General features: G+C 35.6%; 13 protein-coding genes. 9 read left to right on the top strand and 4 right to left on the bottom strand.

Annotated elements, in window-relative coordinates; translation table 11 throughout:
- Window positions 1–9: 9 nt before the first annotated feature.
- From radA to panC, 4 genes are all read right to left on the bottom strand, one after another.
- On the bottom strand, window positions 10–1,371 hold the full coding sequence (gene radA, locus IEV84_RS02190; protein ID WP_188491977.1) for a DNA repair protein RadA: 1,362 nt from the start codon (window positions 1,369–1,371) through the stop codon (window positions 10–12).
- Window positions 1,371–2,510, bottom strand: a complete 1,140-nt coding sequence (locus IEV84_RS02185) for an alpha/beta hydrolase (RefSeq protein WP_188491976.1) — start codon at window positions 2,508–2,510, stop codon at window positions 1,371–1,373. The genes radA and IEV84_RS02185 overlap by 1 nt, the downstream gene beginning before the upstream one ends.
- A 139-nt stretch (window positions 2,511–2,649) precedes the next feature.
- Window positions 2,650–3,000, bottom strand: coding sequence for an aspartate 1-decarboxylase (gene panD / locus IEV84_RS02180; RefSeq protein WP_128193109.1), 351 nt, complete (start codon window positions 2,998–3,000; stop codon window positions 2,650–2,652).
- Window positions 3,001–3,014: 14 nt separating this feature from the next.
- The gene (gene panC, locus IEV84_RS02175) at window positions 3,015–3,893 is read right to left on the bottom strand and encodes a pantoate--beta-alanine ligase (RefSeq protein WP_188491975.1); all 879 of its coding nucleotides are present in this window, start codon (window positions 3,891–3,893) and stop codon (window positions 3,015–3,017) included.
- Window positions 3,894–3,972: 79 nt separating this feature from the next.
- On the opposite strand from panC, the gene IEV84_RS02170 reads away from it, so the two are divergent.
- The 9 genes from IEV84_RS02170 to bioA all read left to right on the top strand — a co-directional run bounded on the left by IEV84_RS02170 (window position 3,973) and on the right by bioA (window position 16,944).
- Window positions 3,973–4,776 carry a glycogen/starch synthase gene (locus IEV84_RS02170; protein ID WP_188491974.1) on the top strand — a complete coding sequence of 268 codons (804 nt, stop codon included), beginning with the start codon at window positions 3,973–3,975 and terminating at the stop codon, window positions 4,774–4,776.
- A 22-nt stretch (window positions 4,777–4,798) separates the two neighbouring features.
- Complete coding sequence (gene bamH, locus IEV84_RS02165; protein WP_188491973.1) at window positions 4,799–6,523, top strand: BamH family beta-barrel-assembly machinery protein; 1,725 nt, start codon at window positions 4,799–4,801, stop codon at window positions 6,521–6,523.
- A gap of 11 nt (window positions 6,524–6,534) precedes the next feature.
- A complete protein-coding gene (gene glmS / locus IEV84_RS02160; RefSeq protein ID WP_188491971.1) occupies window positions 6,535–8,379 on the top strand; it encodes a glutamine--fructose-6-phosphate transaminase (isomerizing) in 1,845 nt (614 codons plus the stop codon).
- Window positions 8,380–8,583: 204 nt separating this feature from the next.
- The gene (locus tag IEV84_RS02155; RefSeq protein WP_188491969.1) at window positions 8,584–11,466 is read left to right on the top strand and encodes a TonB-dependent receptor domain-containing protein; all 2,883 of its coding nucleotides are present in this window, start codon (window positions 8,584–8,586) and stop codon (window positions 11,464–11,466) included.
- A gap of 322 nt (window positions 11,467–11,788) precedes the next feature.
- Window positions 11,789–13,300 carry a F0F1 ATP synthase subunit beta gene (gene atpD, locus IEV84_RS02150; protein WP_188491968.1) on the top strand — a complete coding sequence of 504 codons (1,512 nt, stop codon included), beginning with the start codon at window positions 11,789–11,791 and terminating at the stop codon, window positions 13,298–13,300.
- Between the two features lie 73 nt (window positions 13,301–13,373).
- Window positions 13,374–13,655: a F0F1 ATP synthase subunit delta/epsilon gene (locus IEV84_RS02145; RefSeq protein ID WP_188491966.1), complete on the top strand. Its 282-nt coding sequence runs from the start codon at window positions 13,374–13,376 to the stop codon at window positions 13,653–13,655.
- Between the two features lie 62 nt (window positions 13,656–13,717).
- Window positions 13,718–14,884: an aminotransferase class I/II-fold pyridoxal phosphate-dependent enzyme gene (locus tag IEV84_RS02140; RefSeq protein ID WP_188491965.1), complete on the top strand. Its 1,167-nt coding sequence runs from the start codon at window positions 13,718–13,720 to the stop codon at window positions 14,882–14,884.
- A 52-nt stretch (window positions 14,885–14,936) separates the two neighbouring features.
- On the top strand, window positions 14,937–15,569 hold the full coding sequence (gene bioD, locus IEV84_RS02135; protein WP_188491963.1) for a dethiobiotin synthase: 633 nt from the start codon (window positions 14,937–14,939) through the stop codon (window positions 15,567–15,569).
- A 103-nt stretch (window positions 15,570–15,672) separates the two neighbouring features.
- Window positions 15,673–16,944 carry an adenosylmethionine--8-amino-7-oxononanoate transaminase gene (gene bioA, locus IEV84_RS02130; protein ID WP_188491962.1) on the top strand — a complete coding sequence of 424 codons (1,272 nt, stop codon included), beginning with the start codon at window positions 15,673–15,675 and terminating at the stop codon, window positions 16,942–16,944.
- The last annotated feature ends 19 nt before the right edge of the window (window positions 16,945–16,963 follow it).

Below are 16,963 nucleotides of genomic sequence, written 5' to 3'. Positions count from 1 at the left end.
ATTTTTTTTTTACCCAAAAAGCATACTCGCCACATCTTCAATTTTAGCAACTAATTCAATTTTGATTCCCGTATTTTTTAAGGCTATTTTATTGTATTTAGAAACAAAAATAGTTGAGAAACCTAATTTTTCGGCTTCCTGAATGCGCTGATCTACACGGTTTACGGGGCGGATTTCGCCTGAAAGTCCGACCTCACCGGCAAAACAGAATCCCTTATCTACGGGAATATCTTCATTAGATGATAAAATAGCCGCAACAACTGCCAAATCAATTGCCGGATCATCAACCGAAATTCCTCCTGTAATGTTCAGGAAAACGTCTTTGGCACCAAGCCTGAAACCGGCTCTTTTTTCTAAAACTGCCAAAATCATATTCAGTCTTTTGGCATTGTAACCAGTGGTGCTGCGTTGCGGAGTTCCATAAACGGCGGTACTGACCAAAGATTGAATTTCTATCATCAACGGACGCATTCCTTCTAAAGTTGTGGCAATGGCGGTTCCTGACAATTCTTCGTCTTTGTGCGAAATTAATATTTCTGAAGGATTGGAAACTTCTCTTAATCCGCTGCCGAGCATTTCATAAATTCCAATTTCTGCCGTTGAACCAAAACGGTTTTTAAGTGAGCGTAAAATGCGATAAACATGATTTCTGTCGCCTTCAAATTGTAAAACCGTATCCACCATGTGTTCCAATATTTTGGGTCCGGCAATGTTTCCGTCTTTGGTAATATGACCAATAAGGATGACAGGAATATTGGTTTCTTTTGCAAACTTAATCAGTTCAGCGGTGGTTTCTCTAATTTGAGAAATGCTTCCCGCAGTCGATTCGATATAATCAGTATGAAGTGTTTGAATGGAATCGATAATGACTATTTCAGGCTCGATAGTCTCAATTTGCTTAAAGATGTTTTGCGTTTTGGTTTCTGTCAGAATATAGCAATTATCGCTTGAAGGTATAATTCTTTCGGCACGCATTTTTATTTGTTTCTGACTTTCTTCGCCCGAAACATACAAGGTTTTATAAGGTAGCTTTAATGAAATTTGAAGTAACAATGTACTTTTTCCAATTCCGGGTTCGCCGCCTAAAAGCGTTAGTGAGCCGGGAACAATTCCTCCGCCCAATACACGATTTAATTCCGTATCCGTGGTATCCATTCGGATTTCTTCGGTAGAATCGATTTCGGTAATTTTCAGGGGTTTTGGTGCTCTGTTAGCGGAAGTTGGTTCGCTTTTCCAGGCAACTTTGTCTTGCTTTTGAATGATTTCTTCGGCAATGGTATTCCATTCTTTACAGGCGTTGCATTGTCCCTGCCATTTGGCATAGGAAGTCCCGCAACTCTGACAGAAAAAAGATGTTTTAATTTTCGACATTATTTTACACTTAAACTTTTCATATCATCGTACTTATTGTACATCATTTCTTTGGTCAAATCACCAATTTCTTCCAGTTGCGAAGCGCGTTGGTATTTGGTGGCAGCCTTTTTAGTATCTCCGGTTTTTTCATACATCAAACCTAATTCGTAATCTGCAAGCATGGTTTTTGGGTAATTTTTATTGGCTAACTGGGCTAATTGTTCTAATTCATCGTAAGCCTTGTTTTTTAAAATGGCGGCTTCGATGGCTTTGAAATCGTTGATTCGAATAGGCATTTGCAAGCCTAATTTTTCGGTAGTGTTTTGGTATTTTTTAATTAAATAAACAACGTAGCCTGATGGCAAAATTGCGATTTTTTCGGTAAATTCTGTTGAAGAAATGGGTTTGTAGCTATCAAAAATTTGATACAATGCATTAGGTACTGAAAACAAAACCAAGGAATAATGGGAAGCATTAGTAAATTTATTGTATTGATAATTGACTAATGGATTTGTGACTGATTTTAAGTTGCCGTCCAGTTCTTCTATAGGCAGAAGCAATTGTTTGATATCGCCATCGGCCGAAGACTGATAGTAGAATAATGGTTTTTTAGTATTGTTTAAACTCGTAGCAATTTGGTTTTCCATTCCCGGAGCGAGTTCCGGACTGAGTGAAATGTAAGCGTTAAAAAAAGAGTTTTCTTTGTAAAGAAAGAAATTTAAAAATCCTGCTGTGGTATCATGTCCGGCAATAATTCTAAAAGGAGCCGTGCGGTATTTTTTATCAATAAAAGGAATGAGTTCTTCGCCAATGAAATTGTAAAAAGCAGCGGCTCTTTTGGTTGGAGTGCCTTCTGTCGGGTCAAAAGCACAATCGTTCATACGGCTGTTTTTTTGATTAATTCCTATGATGATTATTTCGGGTAAGTCGTCCCAATACTCCCCATATTTTAATGCTCCCTGAAAAGGATCAAATAAGTAATCTCCGTCTAATAATAATAGAATGGGATATCTTTTAGTTGGATTGGTTTCGTAAGAAGCAGGCAGGCTGATGCTGATTTCTCTGGTTTCTCCGAGTTTATTCGACTTAATTAATTCGGTAGTTTTTTGAGCAAATAATGAAATGGTAAAGAAGAATAAAAGTAGTGTTTGTTTCATGATTTGAGAGTTTTAAAATGAGAATTCTAAATGCAACAGCAAGATACTACTTTTTAGTCAAAGTAAGATATAGCCTAAAAAACAAGAAGCGTTCCTTTTAGGAAACGCTTCAATTATTGTATGTTTTTTAAATACTGATTTAGGTCAATGAATTGTCATTTTCATTTGGGAAAATAATCCAAGGTTGGAAAGTCTTTGCTTCTTCGAAATCTATAGTTGCATAAGAAATGATAATGATAATATCGTCTCTTTGTACTTTTCTAGCCGCTGGGCCATTAAGAGTGATTTCGCCAGAATTTCTTTCTCCTTTTATGGCGTAGGTGTCAAAACGTTCTCCGTTGTTGATGTTAACAATAGAAACTTTTTCTCCTTCAATAATATTAGATGCTTCTAATAAGGTTTCATCGATGGTAATACTGCCAATGTAATTTAAATCGGCTCCTGTTACTTTTACCCGATGAATTTTTGATTTTAATACTTGAATTTGCATGGCACAAAAGTAAATTATTTTAGCGAAATGGTATCAATCAATCGGATATTATTAACAAAAACGGCTATAAATGCACGATAATTTTTATTTTTTAATTGTTCGCTACAAGGAAGAAGTGTTTCTTCATCGGCAATTTCAAAATATTCCAAATCAAAGCTACTGTTGGATTCAAAGACTTTTGTAACCCAGTTTTTTACTTCTTGGCAGCTTTGAGTTTTGAATTTTTCTTTGGCTTCAAGCAGGGTTTTGTATATAATGGAGGCTTCTTCTCTTTCGGTTTTTGATAAGCGTTCGTTTCGGGAGCTCATCGCCAGTCCGTTTTTTTCTCTATAGATATCGCAACCAATAATGTTTACTTCCAAATGGTTTTTACTGACCATTTTTTTGACAATTTGCAATTGCTGGAAATCTTTTTCTCCAAAATAGGCGTTGGTCGGAGATACAATTTCGAACAATCTTTTTACGATAGTTCCCACTCCGTTAAAATGTCCCGGTCTGAATTTGCCTTCCATTTGGTTTTCCAGTCCGTCAAAATCAAAATCCTGTGATGCGACTTTTCCTTCGTAAATATCATCTACCGTTGGGGCGTAGATAATTATATTTGAATCTAGCTGAGCAATTTTCAGAGTGTCTGCTTCTAAGGTTCGGGGGTATTTTTCTAAATCTTCCGGATTGTTAAATTGGGTAGGATTAACAAATATACTCACTACGGTAGTATTGTTTTCTGCTAGTGATTGCTGCATCAACGAAAGATGTCCTTGGTGCAAAGCGCCCATGGTAGGGACAAAACCAATAGTGGAATGAGGCGTTTTAATGGAATTTAAAAAATCGATTAAAGCGGCTTTTCCATAGAAAATAGGCATGGTTATTTTATTAAAATTAAATGCAAACATAATATATTAGTTAATAACTGCATAAAATTTTGTAATTTTGCGTGGTTTTTATTACCAACTTAACTAAGTAAATTACAATATGAAAGATAAGAGGATATTATACGTATCATCTGAAGTGGTGCCCTATCTGGCTGAAAATGAGGTTTCTTTAATGTCTTATGATGTTCCTAAGATGGTAAACGACCAAGGGGGACAGATTCGAATTTTTATGCCAAGATATGGAAATATCAACGAAAGACGTCACCAATTGCATGAAGTAATTCGTCTATCTGGAATGAATTTGGTAGTAAATGACTTAGATATGCCTTTGATTATTAAGGTAGCTTCAATTCCTAAAGAAAGAATTCAGGTGTATTTTATTGATAATGACGAATATTTTAAAAGAAAAGCTACGTTTGCCGATGAAGATGGAAAACTATATCCGGATAACGATGAACGTGCTATCTTTTTTGCAAAAGGAGTTGTCGAAACAGTAAAAAAACTCAACTGGGTTCCTGATATTATTCACGTTCATGGTTGGATGGCAGCCATGTTGCCTGTTTATATGAAGCATTTCTATAAAAATGAAGCTTTGTTTTCGGATACTAAGATTGTGACTTCGGTTTACGGTCAGTCTTTTGACGGTACACTGGATGTTGAAATGATTAACAAAGTTAAGCTTGACGGAGTTCCACAAGAGGAAGTAGCCATGCTTTCGACTCCTGATTATGAGAATATTATTAAAGCAACTGTCATGCATTCGGACGGAGTAATTGTTGCTTCTCCAAATGTGAGTTCAAGTTTAACAAAATTTATTGAAACTTCAGGAAAACCTTTTCTATCTTACGTCCCTAAAGATTCTTTCGCTGATGCGTACAATAATTTTTACAAAGAAATGCTTTAATACCAATTTTTTATTATCAAATATGCGTAATAATTCTTTTTTTAAGATAATCCTACTAGCAATTACGGTCGTTTTTTTTACTTCATGCGATAAAGATTTTAATTCTATCGGAGAAGATTTAATAGGTAATGACCATTTTGGTTTAGTGCCTGAAAGCTATGAAGTACAGGCTTATAATCAAAAAACAGGAGCGGTACAGTCTAATAATTTACCTGTAAATCCTTTAGGGATTTATGATGATCCTGTTTTTGGTACTACCGAAGCCAGTTTTGTTACTCAGGTTGTTTTGTCTCCTTCGAATCCCATTTCAGTAAATCCAGTTATTGGTGCTAATCCTGAGATACAGAGTGTAATTTTAAATATTCCTTATTTTAGTCATGTTGATCCTGATGTAGCAATTACTAGTTCAGGAGACAGTACTTATATTTTGGACTCGATTTATGGACCAGCAAAATCAAGAATAAAATTGAGTGTGTATGAGTCAGGTTATTTTATGAGGGATTTAGATCCTGCAACTGGTTTTTTAGAACCTCAAAAATTCTATACCGATCAGGCTGGTGATTTTAATAATTTGATAGCATCGGCTCGATTAAATGATGATGCCGACGTATCTCAAAATGATGGTTTTTTCTTTAATCCTGCTGAACGCAAAGAAACAACTACGGTTGATGAAAAGGAAACGGTCACACGTTTTGCACCGGCAATGCGTTTATCTTTAAATAAAGCTTATTTTAAAACGAAAATTATTGATGCGGCTAAAAAAAGTGACGGTACTGATCCCGGGAAATTAACAACTAATGATGTTTTCAAAAACTTCTTTAGAGGTTTGTATTTTAAAGTAGAAAAATCGGGTTCAGATGCAGGTCAAATAGCAATGATGAATTTTAAAGCAGGAACTGTTACTGTTACTTACAAAGAAGATTATACTACAACAACAAAAGATGCTAACGGTAATGACGTAACAAAAACAGAAAGAGTAGATAAAACCATAGTACTTAATTTAACCGGAAATACAGTTAGTTTGTTATCAAATACAAACAATCCGGCTTATGATACAGCAATTAATAACCCAAATAGTACTACCGGAGACAGTAGATTGTATTTAAAAGGAGGTCAGGGATCGATGGCGGTATTGGACCTTTTTAATAAAACCGATGTACGAGGATATGATTCAGCTGGAAATCCTACAGTTGGTAAAAATAATGTTCCTGACGAGTTAGACGATTTAAAACAGCTTTCAGCTACTAAAAAGTTATTGGTAAACGAGGCTAATCTTGTTTTTCATGTTGATGGTGCTGCTATGGGATCTAATGAATTACCTAGACGTATTTATTTATATGATTTAACTAATAGTATGCCGGTTCAGGATTATCTATTTGATGGAACAGCAGTAGCGACTGCTAAGACTGGACATTTAATTTATAGTGGTTTATTAAATACTTTGAAAGCAGAAGATAAAACCTATAAGATTCGATTAACAAATCAAATCAGGAGTTTGGTAAAAAACAGAGATTCTGTAAATGTTAAGTTGGGAGTAGTTATTACCGAAGACATCAATAATGTTACAATGAATAAATTGCGTACATCAGTAGTTTTACCAGATAATGTAACAACATTTTCTAAAGTGCCTCAGGCTTCAGTGATGAGTCCTATTGGGGTTGTATTATTTGGAAACAACATTCCTGTAGGAAATGCTGATTATGACAAAAGATTAAAATTAGAAATTTATTACACAAAACCCGATTAATATAAAAATTTATGTGTGGAATAGTTGGTTATATAGGTCACAGAGAGGCTTATCCTATTGTTATTAAAGGTTTAAAAAGACTAGAGTACAGGGGTTACGACAGTGCTGGTGTAATGGTTTACGATGGTGCGATTAAAGTTTGTAAAACAAAAGGAAAGGTTGTTGCTCTTGAAGAAAAGGCACAAAAAGAGATTGCAACAAATGGAACTATTGGAATAGGTCATACCCGTTGGGCAACACATGGTGTTCCGAATGATGTGAATTCGCATCCTCATCTTTCGAATTCAGGTGAATTAGCGATTGTTCACAACGGAATTATCGAAAATTACGCGCCATTAAAAGAAGAATTAATGAAGCGTGGTTATGTTTTTCATTCAGATACTGATACGGAGGTATTAGTGAATTTGATTGAAGAAGTTCAGAAAAAAGAAAAACTAAAATTAGGAAAAGCAGTTCAGTTAGCGCTTAATCAAGTGGTAGGAGCTTATGCAATTGCTGTTTTTGATACTAAAAATCCAGACGAAATTGTTGCTGCCCGTTTGGGAAGTCCTTTGGCAATTGGTGTTGGGGAAGAAGAGTATTTTATTGCTTCTGATGCATCGCCTTTTATTGAATATACTTCAAATGCAGTATATTTAGAAGATGGTGAAATGGCTAATATTAATCTTCGTAAGCCAATTAAGATTAGAAAAATAAAAGACGATAGTTTGGTTGATCCTTATATTCAGGAACTTCAAATGAATTTGGAGCAAATCGAAAAAGGAGGATTTGATCACTTTATGTTGAAAGAGATTTTTGAGCAACCAAGTGTTATCAAAGATACTTACAGAGGAAGATTGCATGCAGATAAGGGGATTGTTCAAATGTCGGGAATTGAAGATAATTTGGAAAAATTCTTAAATGCTGAAAGAATAATTATTGTAGCCTGTGGTACTTCCTGGCATGCCGGTTTAGTAGCAGAATATATTATCGAAGAGTTTGCACGTATTTCAGTAGAAGTAGAATATGCTTCTGAATTCAGATACAGAAATCCAATTATAAAAAGTACCGATGTAGTTATTGCTATTTCTCAGTCAGGAGAAACTGCGGATACTATGGCGGCTATCAAGTTGGCTAAAGAACATGGTGCTTTTGTTTTCGGAGTTTGTAATGTGGTTGGCTCTTCTATTTCAAGAGAATCACATGCAGGTGCTTATACGCACGCAGGTCCGGAAATTGGAGTAGCTTCAACTAAAGCGTTTACAACTCAGATTACTGTGTTGACCATGTTGGCTTTGCGTTTGGCGAAAGCAAAAGGAACTTTATCTCATTCTGATTTCCACAGGTATTTGTTGGAATTAGAATTGATTCCTGAAAAAGTAAAAGAAGCTTTGGGAACCATTGAAAGAGCAAAAGAAATTGCTGCAGCATTCAAGGATGCTCCTAATTGTTTGTACTTAGGTCGTGGTTATAATTTCCCTGTTGCTTTAGAAGGTGCTTTGAAGCTTAAAGAGATATCTTATATTCATGCTGAAGGATATCCTGCTGCTGAAATGAAGCACGGTCCGATTGCTTTGATTGACGAGCAAATGCCGGTTGTGGTAATTGCACCTAAACAAGGGCACTATGATAAAATTGTAAGTAATATTCAGGAAATTAAATCCAGAAGCGGTAAAATTATTGCTGTGGTAACTAAAGGAGATACTCAGGTTAGGGAATTAGCCGATTATGTTATCGAAATCCCTGAAACTTCAGATGCTTTATCGCCTTTGATTACAACTATTCCGTTGCAATTACTGTCTTATTATATTGCTGTTTACAGAGATTGTAATGTAGATCAGCCTCGTAATCTGGCAAAATCAGTTACTGTAGAGTAAAAATTGTTCAAAATAAAATTTTAAAAAGCAAGACGATCTGTCTTGCTTTTTTTATGCAAAAAAAATCCGGTTTTCCCAGTGGTATTCAAAATTGAATTTTCCGACTTATTTTTTGTTAAAACAGCGATTTTTTTGCTTAATTTTAATTAATCGAAAGCCCTTAGGCTGTTTTTGCTTGTCCCAAATCAATAAAAAACTAAATCTATGAGAGCGTATTTATTTCTTTTGTCATTGTTGTTTTGCTCTGTTTCAAACGCGCAAAACACTATTCAGGGAGCAGTTACTGAAATTAATAATCTGCCAATTATCGGGGCGAATATCAGAGTTATTGGCGATTCTGCCGGTACTATTACTGATAGTGAAGGAAAATTTATTCTGAATACTTCTAAGGAACTTCCTTATGAAATAGAGGTGAGTTTTATTGGTTTTGAATCAAAAAAAATAACCATTAATTCTAAAAAACAGCAAATTTCGATTGTTCTTATTGAAAAACATAATTTGCTGGATGAAATTGTGGTTTCGGCTTCCCGAACTCCTGAAAGAGTTTTTGAATCACCTGTTACTATCGAGCGAATGGGTATTGCAGATGTAAAAAAATCGGCATCTCCAACGTTTTATGATGGTTTGGAAAATTTGAAAGAAGTGCAAATGAACACCAGTAGTCTGACTTTTAAATCTATTAATACCCGTGGATTCGCAACTGTGGCCAATTCCCGTTTTCTGCAATTAGTGGACGGCATGGATAATTCATCTCCTTTGTTGAATTTTGTTTTGGGTAATATGGTAGGGATTTCTGAAATCGATGTTCAAAATGTCGAGTTGTTACCGGGTGCTTCTTCGGCTTTGTATGGTGCCAATGCTTTTAACGGTATTATGTTTATGAATAGTAAAAGTCCATTTGCATATCAGGGAATAACAGCTTATGCTAAATACGGACAAACCAGTCAAAAAGCCGCGGGCGTTAATGATTATATTGATTACGGAATTAGAATGGCGCACGCTTTTGATAAGCATTTTGCTGCTAAGGCAAATTTCACATATATGCGCGGTACCGATTGGTATGCTACTAATTACAGAGACAAAACCGTAAGCGGAAGAGACAGAAATCATCAAAATTATGATGGTATAAATATTTATGGCGATGAAGTTGCTACTAATATATATACGGTTGGGCAAACAATGGTAGCTAATAATTTGCTTCCGTCGGGACTGGCGGCATTATTGCCTAATGAAAACGTGTCAAGAACAGGTTACAATGAGGTGGATCTAACAGATAATAAAGCCAGTAATACTAAAATTGATCTTTCGTTGCATTTCAGGCCTTTTGGAGATGAAAATTTTGAAATTATTTGGTTGAGTAAATTTGGTTTTGGAAATGCCGTTTACCAGGGTGCCAATCGCTATTATTTGAATAACTTTTTTATGCAACAGCATAAAATAGAATTCAAGGGCAAGAATTTTTTCCTGAGAGGATATACAACTTCTGAGGATGGTGGTCAATCTTATGATATGCAATTTACAGGAATTAATATCAACAGAGTCTGGAAATCAGATAATGATTGGTTCGGGCAATACGCTGGTGCTTATTCTCAGGCTTATGCCGGTTTGTTTGGTCCGACTTATACAGGAAACGCAGCCGCGTCGCATGCTTTTGCACGTGCTGCTGCCGAAACAGGAAGACTGATTCCGGGAACAGCGGCATTTAATAATGCTTTTAATCAGGTTATTTCTAATCCTGATGTGTTGTCGGGTTCTAAATTAGTTGATAATTCTAAAATTTATCATGCGGATGTGAATTACAATTTTAAAGATTTAATTTCTTTTGCAGAAATTCAAATAGGGGGTTCCTATAGAAAATATGAGTTAAACTCATTTGGAAGAATTTATACAGATGCTAATGGAACTATAAATTACAATGAGTATGGAGCTTATACGCAACTGATGAAAAAGTTTATGGATGAAAGATTGAAATTCACAGGTTCTATTCGTTATGATAAATCTAAAAATTTTGAAGGGAATTATTCGCCAAGATTGTCATTAGTATATTCCGGAGGGGAAAATAAAAATCACAATTTCAGAGGGTCGTTTCAAACCGGTTTTAGAAATCCTACTACACAGGATCAATACATCGGTTTTAATGTAGGGAATGCAGTTTTAATAGGTTCGGCACCGGATAATTTATCACGATATTCAGAAGTGAGGCCGGTTGCCAATGGTTCACCTGCTGTCGGGCAGTTGTATGCGGGGGGTTCTTCGGTAACAATGACAGGTGATAATGCTTATAATAATTCCTATACTGCATCTTCAGTAATGGCTTTTGCGGCTTTTGCAGCGGCTAATCCTGGTAATACACCGGGAGCGGCTGCATTATTACAAAAAACAGATGTTAATTATGTAAAACCCGAAGAAGTAAAAGCATTTGAATTAGGTTACCGTTCCCGTGTTAAAGGGGTGATAGTTGATATAAGTACTTATTATAATATTTACAATAATTTTATAGGAAGTGCCAATGCTATTGCGCCTTTATATGGTAAGGCGTCTAATACTTTTGATTTTGTTTCGGGTGCGCCTAATTATACTACTAATCCCGAAGTGCAATCGTTGCATGCTTTAGCAAATGGGAATTTCAGGATATACCAATTGTACACCAACACGGATGTTGAAATAAAATCATTTGGTTTCGGACTGGGGCTTTCCAGAAAAGTGTATAAGGATTTCGAACTTGGAATAAATTATAATTATGCTGAGTTTAGTTTTGATCAGGCAAAAGACCCTAGTTTTGAAGCGGGTTTTAATACTCCTAAACACAGAGTAAAGGCGACATTTGGAAATGAAAAGCTATTTGAAAATTTTGGATTTAATGTTAGCGGAAGATGGAATAGTGACTACTTGTGGCAATCTGCTATGGTAGATGGTATGGTAGATGGAGCGACTGTTATTGATGCGCAAATAAATTATAGTATTCCGTCCCTTAAATCTACATTAAAAATAGGAGCTTCTAATATTGGTGGAAAAGAATATACACAGGTTTTAGGTGCGGGTTTAATAGGACAACAATATTTTGTTTCTTGGACAGTAAATCCGTAATGGTGTAGATTTAAAATTATATGTACTAATTGTAATTTGGTTCGTTGGTGTCATAACAATTGTAGAGAGTGTTATTTATTTTGACAAAAATCACTTGTTTTTGTAAAGAAGTGATTTTTTGTTTTTTAGGAAAAGTGCCTTTTAAAAGTCGGTTTTAGGGCTGTTTTTATGTCTCATTTTATTTTTTTATGTTTTTTGAATAAAATTGTTGATTTTTTATTTTAAAAAATTATCTTTGCGCTCTGAAAAAACACCTAATTCATTGAATTTTGATAAGGTAAGTTTCGTAAACCTAAATAGCTGTTTAATAAATACATAAGTAATGTCTAGAGTAATAGGAAAAGTTGCCCAAATCATTGGCCCAGTAGTTGACGTTGTTTTCAACGGTAAGGATGTTGAACTTCCAAAAATTTATGATTCATTAGAAATCACTAAAAAAGATGGTACTAAATTAATCCTTGAGGTACAATCTCACATTGGAGAAAATACTGTTCGTACCATTTCGATGGATTCAACAGATGGTTTGAGCAGAGGATATGAAGTAGTAGGAACAGGTAATCCTATTCAAATGCCGATTGGAGCAGATGTTTACGGTCGTTTATTTAACGTAGTAGGTGATGCTATTGATGGTTTGCCAGAATTGCCAAAAACTGGTGAGAATGGTATGTCAATCCACCGTCAGGCACCAAAATTTGAAGATTTATCTACATCTTCTGAAGTTTTATTTACAGGTATTAAAGTAATCGATTTGATTGAGCCTTATGCAAAAGGAGGTAAAATTGGATTGTTCGGTGGTGCCGGAGTAGGTAAAACCGTATTGATTCAGGAGTTGATTAACAATATTGCAAAAGGTCACGGTGGACTTTCAGTATTCGCAGGAGTAGGAGAAAGAACACGTGAAGGAAATGACTTGCTTCGTGAGATGTTAGAGTCAGGAATTATTAAATACGGTGAGGAATTCATGCACTCTATGGAAAATGGAGGATGGGATTTATCTAAAGTAGATTTGCCAGGAATGAGAGAGTCTAAAGCTACTTTCGTTTTCGGACAAATGAATGAGCCACCAGGAGCTCGTGCTCGTGTTGCACTTTCAGGATTATCTATTGCTGAGTATTTCCGTGATGGTGCAGGATCTGATCAAGGAAAAGACGTATTATTCTTCGTTGATAATATCTTCCGTTTTACACAAGCAGGTTCTGAGGTATCGGCACTTTTAGGTCGTATGCCATCTGCGGTAGGTTACCAACCAACATTAGCAACTGAGATGGGTGCAATGCAAGAGCGTATTACATCTACAAACAAAGGATCTATTACATCTGTACAAGCGGTTTACGTTCCTGCGGATGACTTAACTGACCCTGCGCCAGCAACAACTTTCGCGCACTTAGATGCTACAACTGTATTGTCTCGTAAAATTGCTGAGTTAGGTATTTATCCTGCGGTAGATCCATTGGATTCTACTTCTAGAATTTTAACTCCACACATCTTAGGTGATGATCACTATAACTGTGCACAAAGAGTAAAAGAGATTCTTCAAAAATACAAACAATTACAAGATATCATCGCGATCTTAGGTATGGAAGAGTTGTCTGAAGAAGATAAATTAGCTGTATCAAGAGCACGTCGTGTACAACGTTTCTTGTCTCAACCGTTCCACGTAGCTGAGCAATTTACAGGTATTCCGGGTGTATTAGTTGATATTAAAGATACTATCAAAGGATTTAACATGATTATTGATGGTGAATTAGATCACTTGCCAGAATCAGCTTTCAACCTTAAAGGAACTATCGAAGAAGCTATCGAGGCTGGAGAAAAAATGTTAGCGGAAGCGTAATCAGTTTATAGTTTATTGTTAGTAGTTTATAGTTGACTACAAACCATAAACAATAAACCAAAAACTAAAAAAAATGATTTTAGAAATAGTATCACCAGAGGCATCTTTATTCAAAGGAGAAATAACGTCAGTAACCTTACCGGGTGTTGATGGAAGTTTCCAGATTTTGAATAATCACGCTCCAATTGTTTCCTTGCTTCAAAAAGGAACTGTAAAAATTACAGCACCGGAATTTAAGTTTAGCAAAGAATCAGCAAAGTTGTTTTCGAAAGTAAATGATCAAAACTATACTTTAGCTATTTCTTCAGGAACTATTGAAATGAAAGACAATAAAATAATTGTTTTAGCTGACTAAGACAACTTATATTTATACAAAAACGTCAAGCTTAGCTTGGCGTTTTTTTTTATTTTTGATTTATGAGAAATCTTCCTAATAACCTCAAAGTAAAACTGGAATCCAGAGTTCAAAATAACGCATTGCGTCAATTGCCATTGGGTAATAATTTAATCGATTTTTCTTCCAATGATTATCTTGATTTTTCAAAGTCAGAGTCGATTTTTAATGCAACACATCAGTATTTAGTAGATAATAATTGTATTCAAAACGGAGCCACAGGTTCGCGATTGCTTTCGGGGAATCATAATTTGTATGATGTAACGGAAAATTTTATTGCTCAATTTCATCAATCAGAATCGGCTTTAATTTTTAATTCGGGTTATGATGCCAATGTGGGATTTTTCAGTGCTGTGCCACAGCGAAACGATGTTATTTTGTATGATGAATTGAGTCATGCTTCCATTCGTGACGGAATTTCTATGTCGAATGCCAAATCATATAAGTTTAAACACAATGATTTTGAAGATTTAGAACGTTTGATTCTGAAATCCAAACCATTAACCATCAACCATCAACCATCAACGATTTATATTGTTACCGAAAGTGTTTTCTCTATGGATGGTGATTGCCCCAATATAGAAGAGTTGGTTGCTGTTTCTGAAAAATACGGTTGTTATTTGGTTTTCGATGAAGCTCATGCTTTGGGTGTTTTTGGTACAAACGGGAAAGGATTGGTTCAGCAGTTTGGCTTACAGGATAAGGTTTTTGCCCGAATCATGACCTTTGGGAAAGGTTTGGGATGTCATGGAGCAGCAGTTCTAGGAAGTCAGGAATTAAAACAATATTTGGTGAATTTCGCCAGAAGTTTTATTTATACAACGGGACTTTCACCTCATTCTGTTGCCACAATTTTAGTTGCTTATCAGCATTTGGAAATCGAAAACAATGACATTCATTTGTTGAGAGAAAATATCATTCACTTTAATCAGCAAAAGAATCTGTTAGGTTTAAAGCCAATATTTGTCCGAAGCAAATCGGCAATACATTCGGCGATTATTCCCGGAAATGAAAAAGTGAAATGGATTGCCAAACAAATTCAGGAAAAAGGATTTGATGTAAAACCTATACTTTCGCCAACTGTTCCGGAAGGACAGGAGCGTTTGCGTTTTTGTTTGCATGCTTTTAATTCGAAAGAGGAAATTTCGAATGTTTTGCAGTTGTTGGGTGAATTGGTTTTTAAAAGTTAATTCTTTGTGGACTTTGCGCTTTCTTTGCGAACTTTGTGGTTAAACTCAAATTATGAAATTATTTATAACAGGAATAGGAACTGATGTAGGTAAAACGATTGCTTCGGCAATTATAACAGAAGCTTTAGAAGCTGATTATTGGAAACCCATTCAGGCAGGTGACTTACATACTTCAGATAGCCATAAAATAAAAGCCTATTTGTCGAACGATAAGACGGTAATTCATCCCAATAGCTATGCTTTACAAACGCCAGCAAGTCCGCATTTGGCTGCCGAATTGGATAATATTGTTATTGATTTGAAGAAAATAACAGAGCACAATCCCGATAGCTATCGGGACAATAATCATCTTGTAGTTGAGGGTGCAGGAGGAATATTTGTCCCATTGAATGATACCGATTGTGTCATTGATTTAATAAAACCTGATTATAAAGTAATTGTAGTTTCCCGTCATTATTTGGGAAGTATTAATCATACATTGCTCACAATTGAAGCATTACAAAATAGAAAAATCGCTATAGCTGGGATTCTTTTTAACGGAAAAGAAAATCCGTCCACTGAGTCAATTATTTTGAAAAAAACCGGAATCAATTGTATTGGAAGAATTGATGAAGAGCCCTATTTTGACAAAAATGTAATCCGTGAATATGCCGATTTGTTTCGGGAAAAATTAATGAATTTATAAGAGAAAATAGAGAATAGAATAAAGAGAATAGACTTTCTTATCTTTGTCGAAAATTATAGCGTTTAGTCTTTTTTCTATTCTCTATTCTCTATATTCTTATCATATGAACTTAATCGAAAAAGACAGCCAATACCTTTGGCATCCTTATACCCAACATAAAACTGCTCAAACTCCCATTGCTATTACCAAAGGCGAAGGCGCTTTGCTTTGGGATGAAAATAACAAAGAATACATTGATGCGATTGCTTCGTGGTGGGTGAATCCTTTTGGGCATTCCAATAAATTTATCGCCGATGCGATTTATAAGCAATTAACGACTTTAGAACACGTGCTTTTTGGTGGGTTTACGCATGAGCCCGCAGTGGTTTTAGCTGAAAAGCTGATGCAGATTTTACCTGAAAACCAACAAAAAATATTCTTTTCTGATAATGGTTCTACTTCGGTAGAAGTAGCTATAAAAGTGGCTTTGCAGTATTTTTTCAATAAAGGAGAAAAACGAACCACTATTATTGCATTTGAAGATGCTTTTCACGGCGACACTTTTGCGGCTATGGCAGCCAGCGGAATTTCGTTTTATACTCAGGCTTTTCAAGGAATGTTTATTGATGTGGTGCGTATTCCGGTTCCTGTAAAAGGACGTAAACAGGCTAGTTTTGATGCTTTGAAAAAAGTGATTCAGGAGTACAATTGTGCCGGATTTATATTTGAACCTTTGGTGCAGGGAGCCGCTGGAATGGTGATGTATGAAGCAGAAGCTTTGGATGAGTTAATTAAAATTTGCAAAGAAAATAACGTACTGACCATTGCCGATGAAGTGATGACTGGTTTTGGAAAAACCGGAAAAACTTTTGCTATGGATTATGCTGAGCAAAAACCGGATATGATGTGTTTGTCTAAGGCTTTGACAGCTGGAACAATCCCGATGGCGATTACCACATTTACTCAGGAAATATTTGAAGCTTTTTATGATGATGATATCAATAAAGCACTGTTTCACGGACATACTTTTACAGCCAATCCTACAGGTTGTGCAGCGGCTTTAGCCAGTTTAGAGTTATTGCAGACTACGGAAATGCAGGCTAATTTGGTTCGGGTGAATGCAAATCACTTGGCGTTTCAGGAGCGTATTAAGAATCATCTAAAAGTGACAACTACCCGGGTTTTAGGGACTATTTTCGCATTGGAAATTAAAAAAGAAAATGAAGAAACTTATTACGGAACCATGCGTACTAAATTGTATAATTTCTTTATCGAAAACGGAATCATTTTGCGTCCTGTAGGGAATATTGTTTACATTTTGCCACCTTATATTATTACTGATACGCAATTGCAAAAAGTTTATGAAGTGGTTGAACAAGCTATAGAAATGATCTAAATTAATGTCATAATTATTT

Origin of the sequence: Flavobacterium palustre, from assembly GCF_014639535.1 — a bacterium.
Taxonomy (GTDB): Bacteria; Bacteroidota; Bacteroidia; order Flavobacteriales; family Flavobacteriaceae; genus Flavobacterium; species Flavobacterium palustre.
This window is presented reverse-complemented; position numbering and strand designations above follow the sequence as displayed.

Excerpts from the sequence above, each read along its gene's own strand:
- radA (WP_188491977.1), bottom strand. The coding sequence starts at position 1,371 with ATGTCGAAAATTAAAACATCTTTTTTCTGTCAGAGTTGCGGGACTTCC.
- IEV84_RS02155 (WP_188491969.1), top strand. The coding sequence starts at position 8,584 with ATGAGAGCGTATTTATTTCTTTTGTCATTGTTGTTTTGCTCTGTTTCA.
- panD (WP_128193109.1), bottom strand. The coding sequence starts at position 3,000 with ATGCAAATTCAAGTATTAAAATCAAAAATTCATCGGGTAAAAGTAACA.
- IEV84_RS02140 (WP_188491965.1), top strand. The coding sequence starts at position 13,718 with ATGAGAAATCTTCCTAATAACCTCAAAGTAAAACTGGAATCCAGAGTT.
- bamH (WP_188491973.1), top strand. The coding sequence starts at position 4,799 with ATGCGTAATAATTCTTTTTTTAAGATAATCCTACTAGCAATTACGGTC.
- IEV84_RS02185 (WP_188491976.1), bottom strand. The coding sequence starts at position 2,510 with ATGAAACAAACACTACTTTTATTCTTCTTTACCATTTCATTATTTGCT.
- panC (WP_188491975.1), bottom strand. The coding sequence starts at position 3,893 with ATGTTTGCATTTAATTTTAATAAAATAACCATGCCTATTTTCTATGGA.
- glmS (WP_188491971.1), top strand. The coding sequence starts at position 6,535 with ATGTGTGGAATAGTTGGTTATATAGGTCACAGAGAGGCTTATCCTATT.
- bioA (WP_188491962.1), top strand. The coding sequence starts at position 15,673 with ATGAACTTAATCGAAAAAGACAGCCAATACCTTTGGCATCCTTATACC.
- atpD (WP_188491968.1), top strand. The coding sequence starts at position 11,789 with ATGTCTAGAGTAATAGGAAAAGTTGCCCAAATCATTGGCCCAGTAGTT.
- IEV84_RS02170 (WP_188491974.1), top strand. The coding sequence starts at position 3,973 with ATGAAAGATAAGAGGATATTATACGTATCATCTGAAGTGGTGCCCTAT.
- bioD (WP_188491963.1), top strand. The coding sequence starts at position 14,937 with ATGAAATTATTTATAACAGGAATAGGAACTGATGTAGGTAAAACGATT.
- IEV84_RS02145 (WP_188491966.1), top strand. The coding sequence starts at position 13,374 with ATGATTTTAGAAATAGTATCACCAGAGGCATCTTTATTCAAAGGAGAA.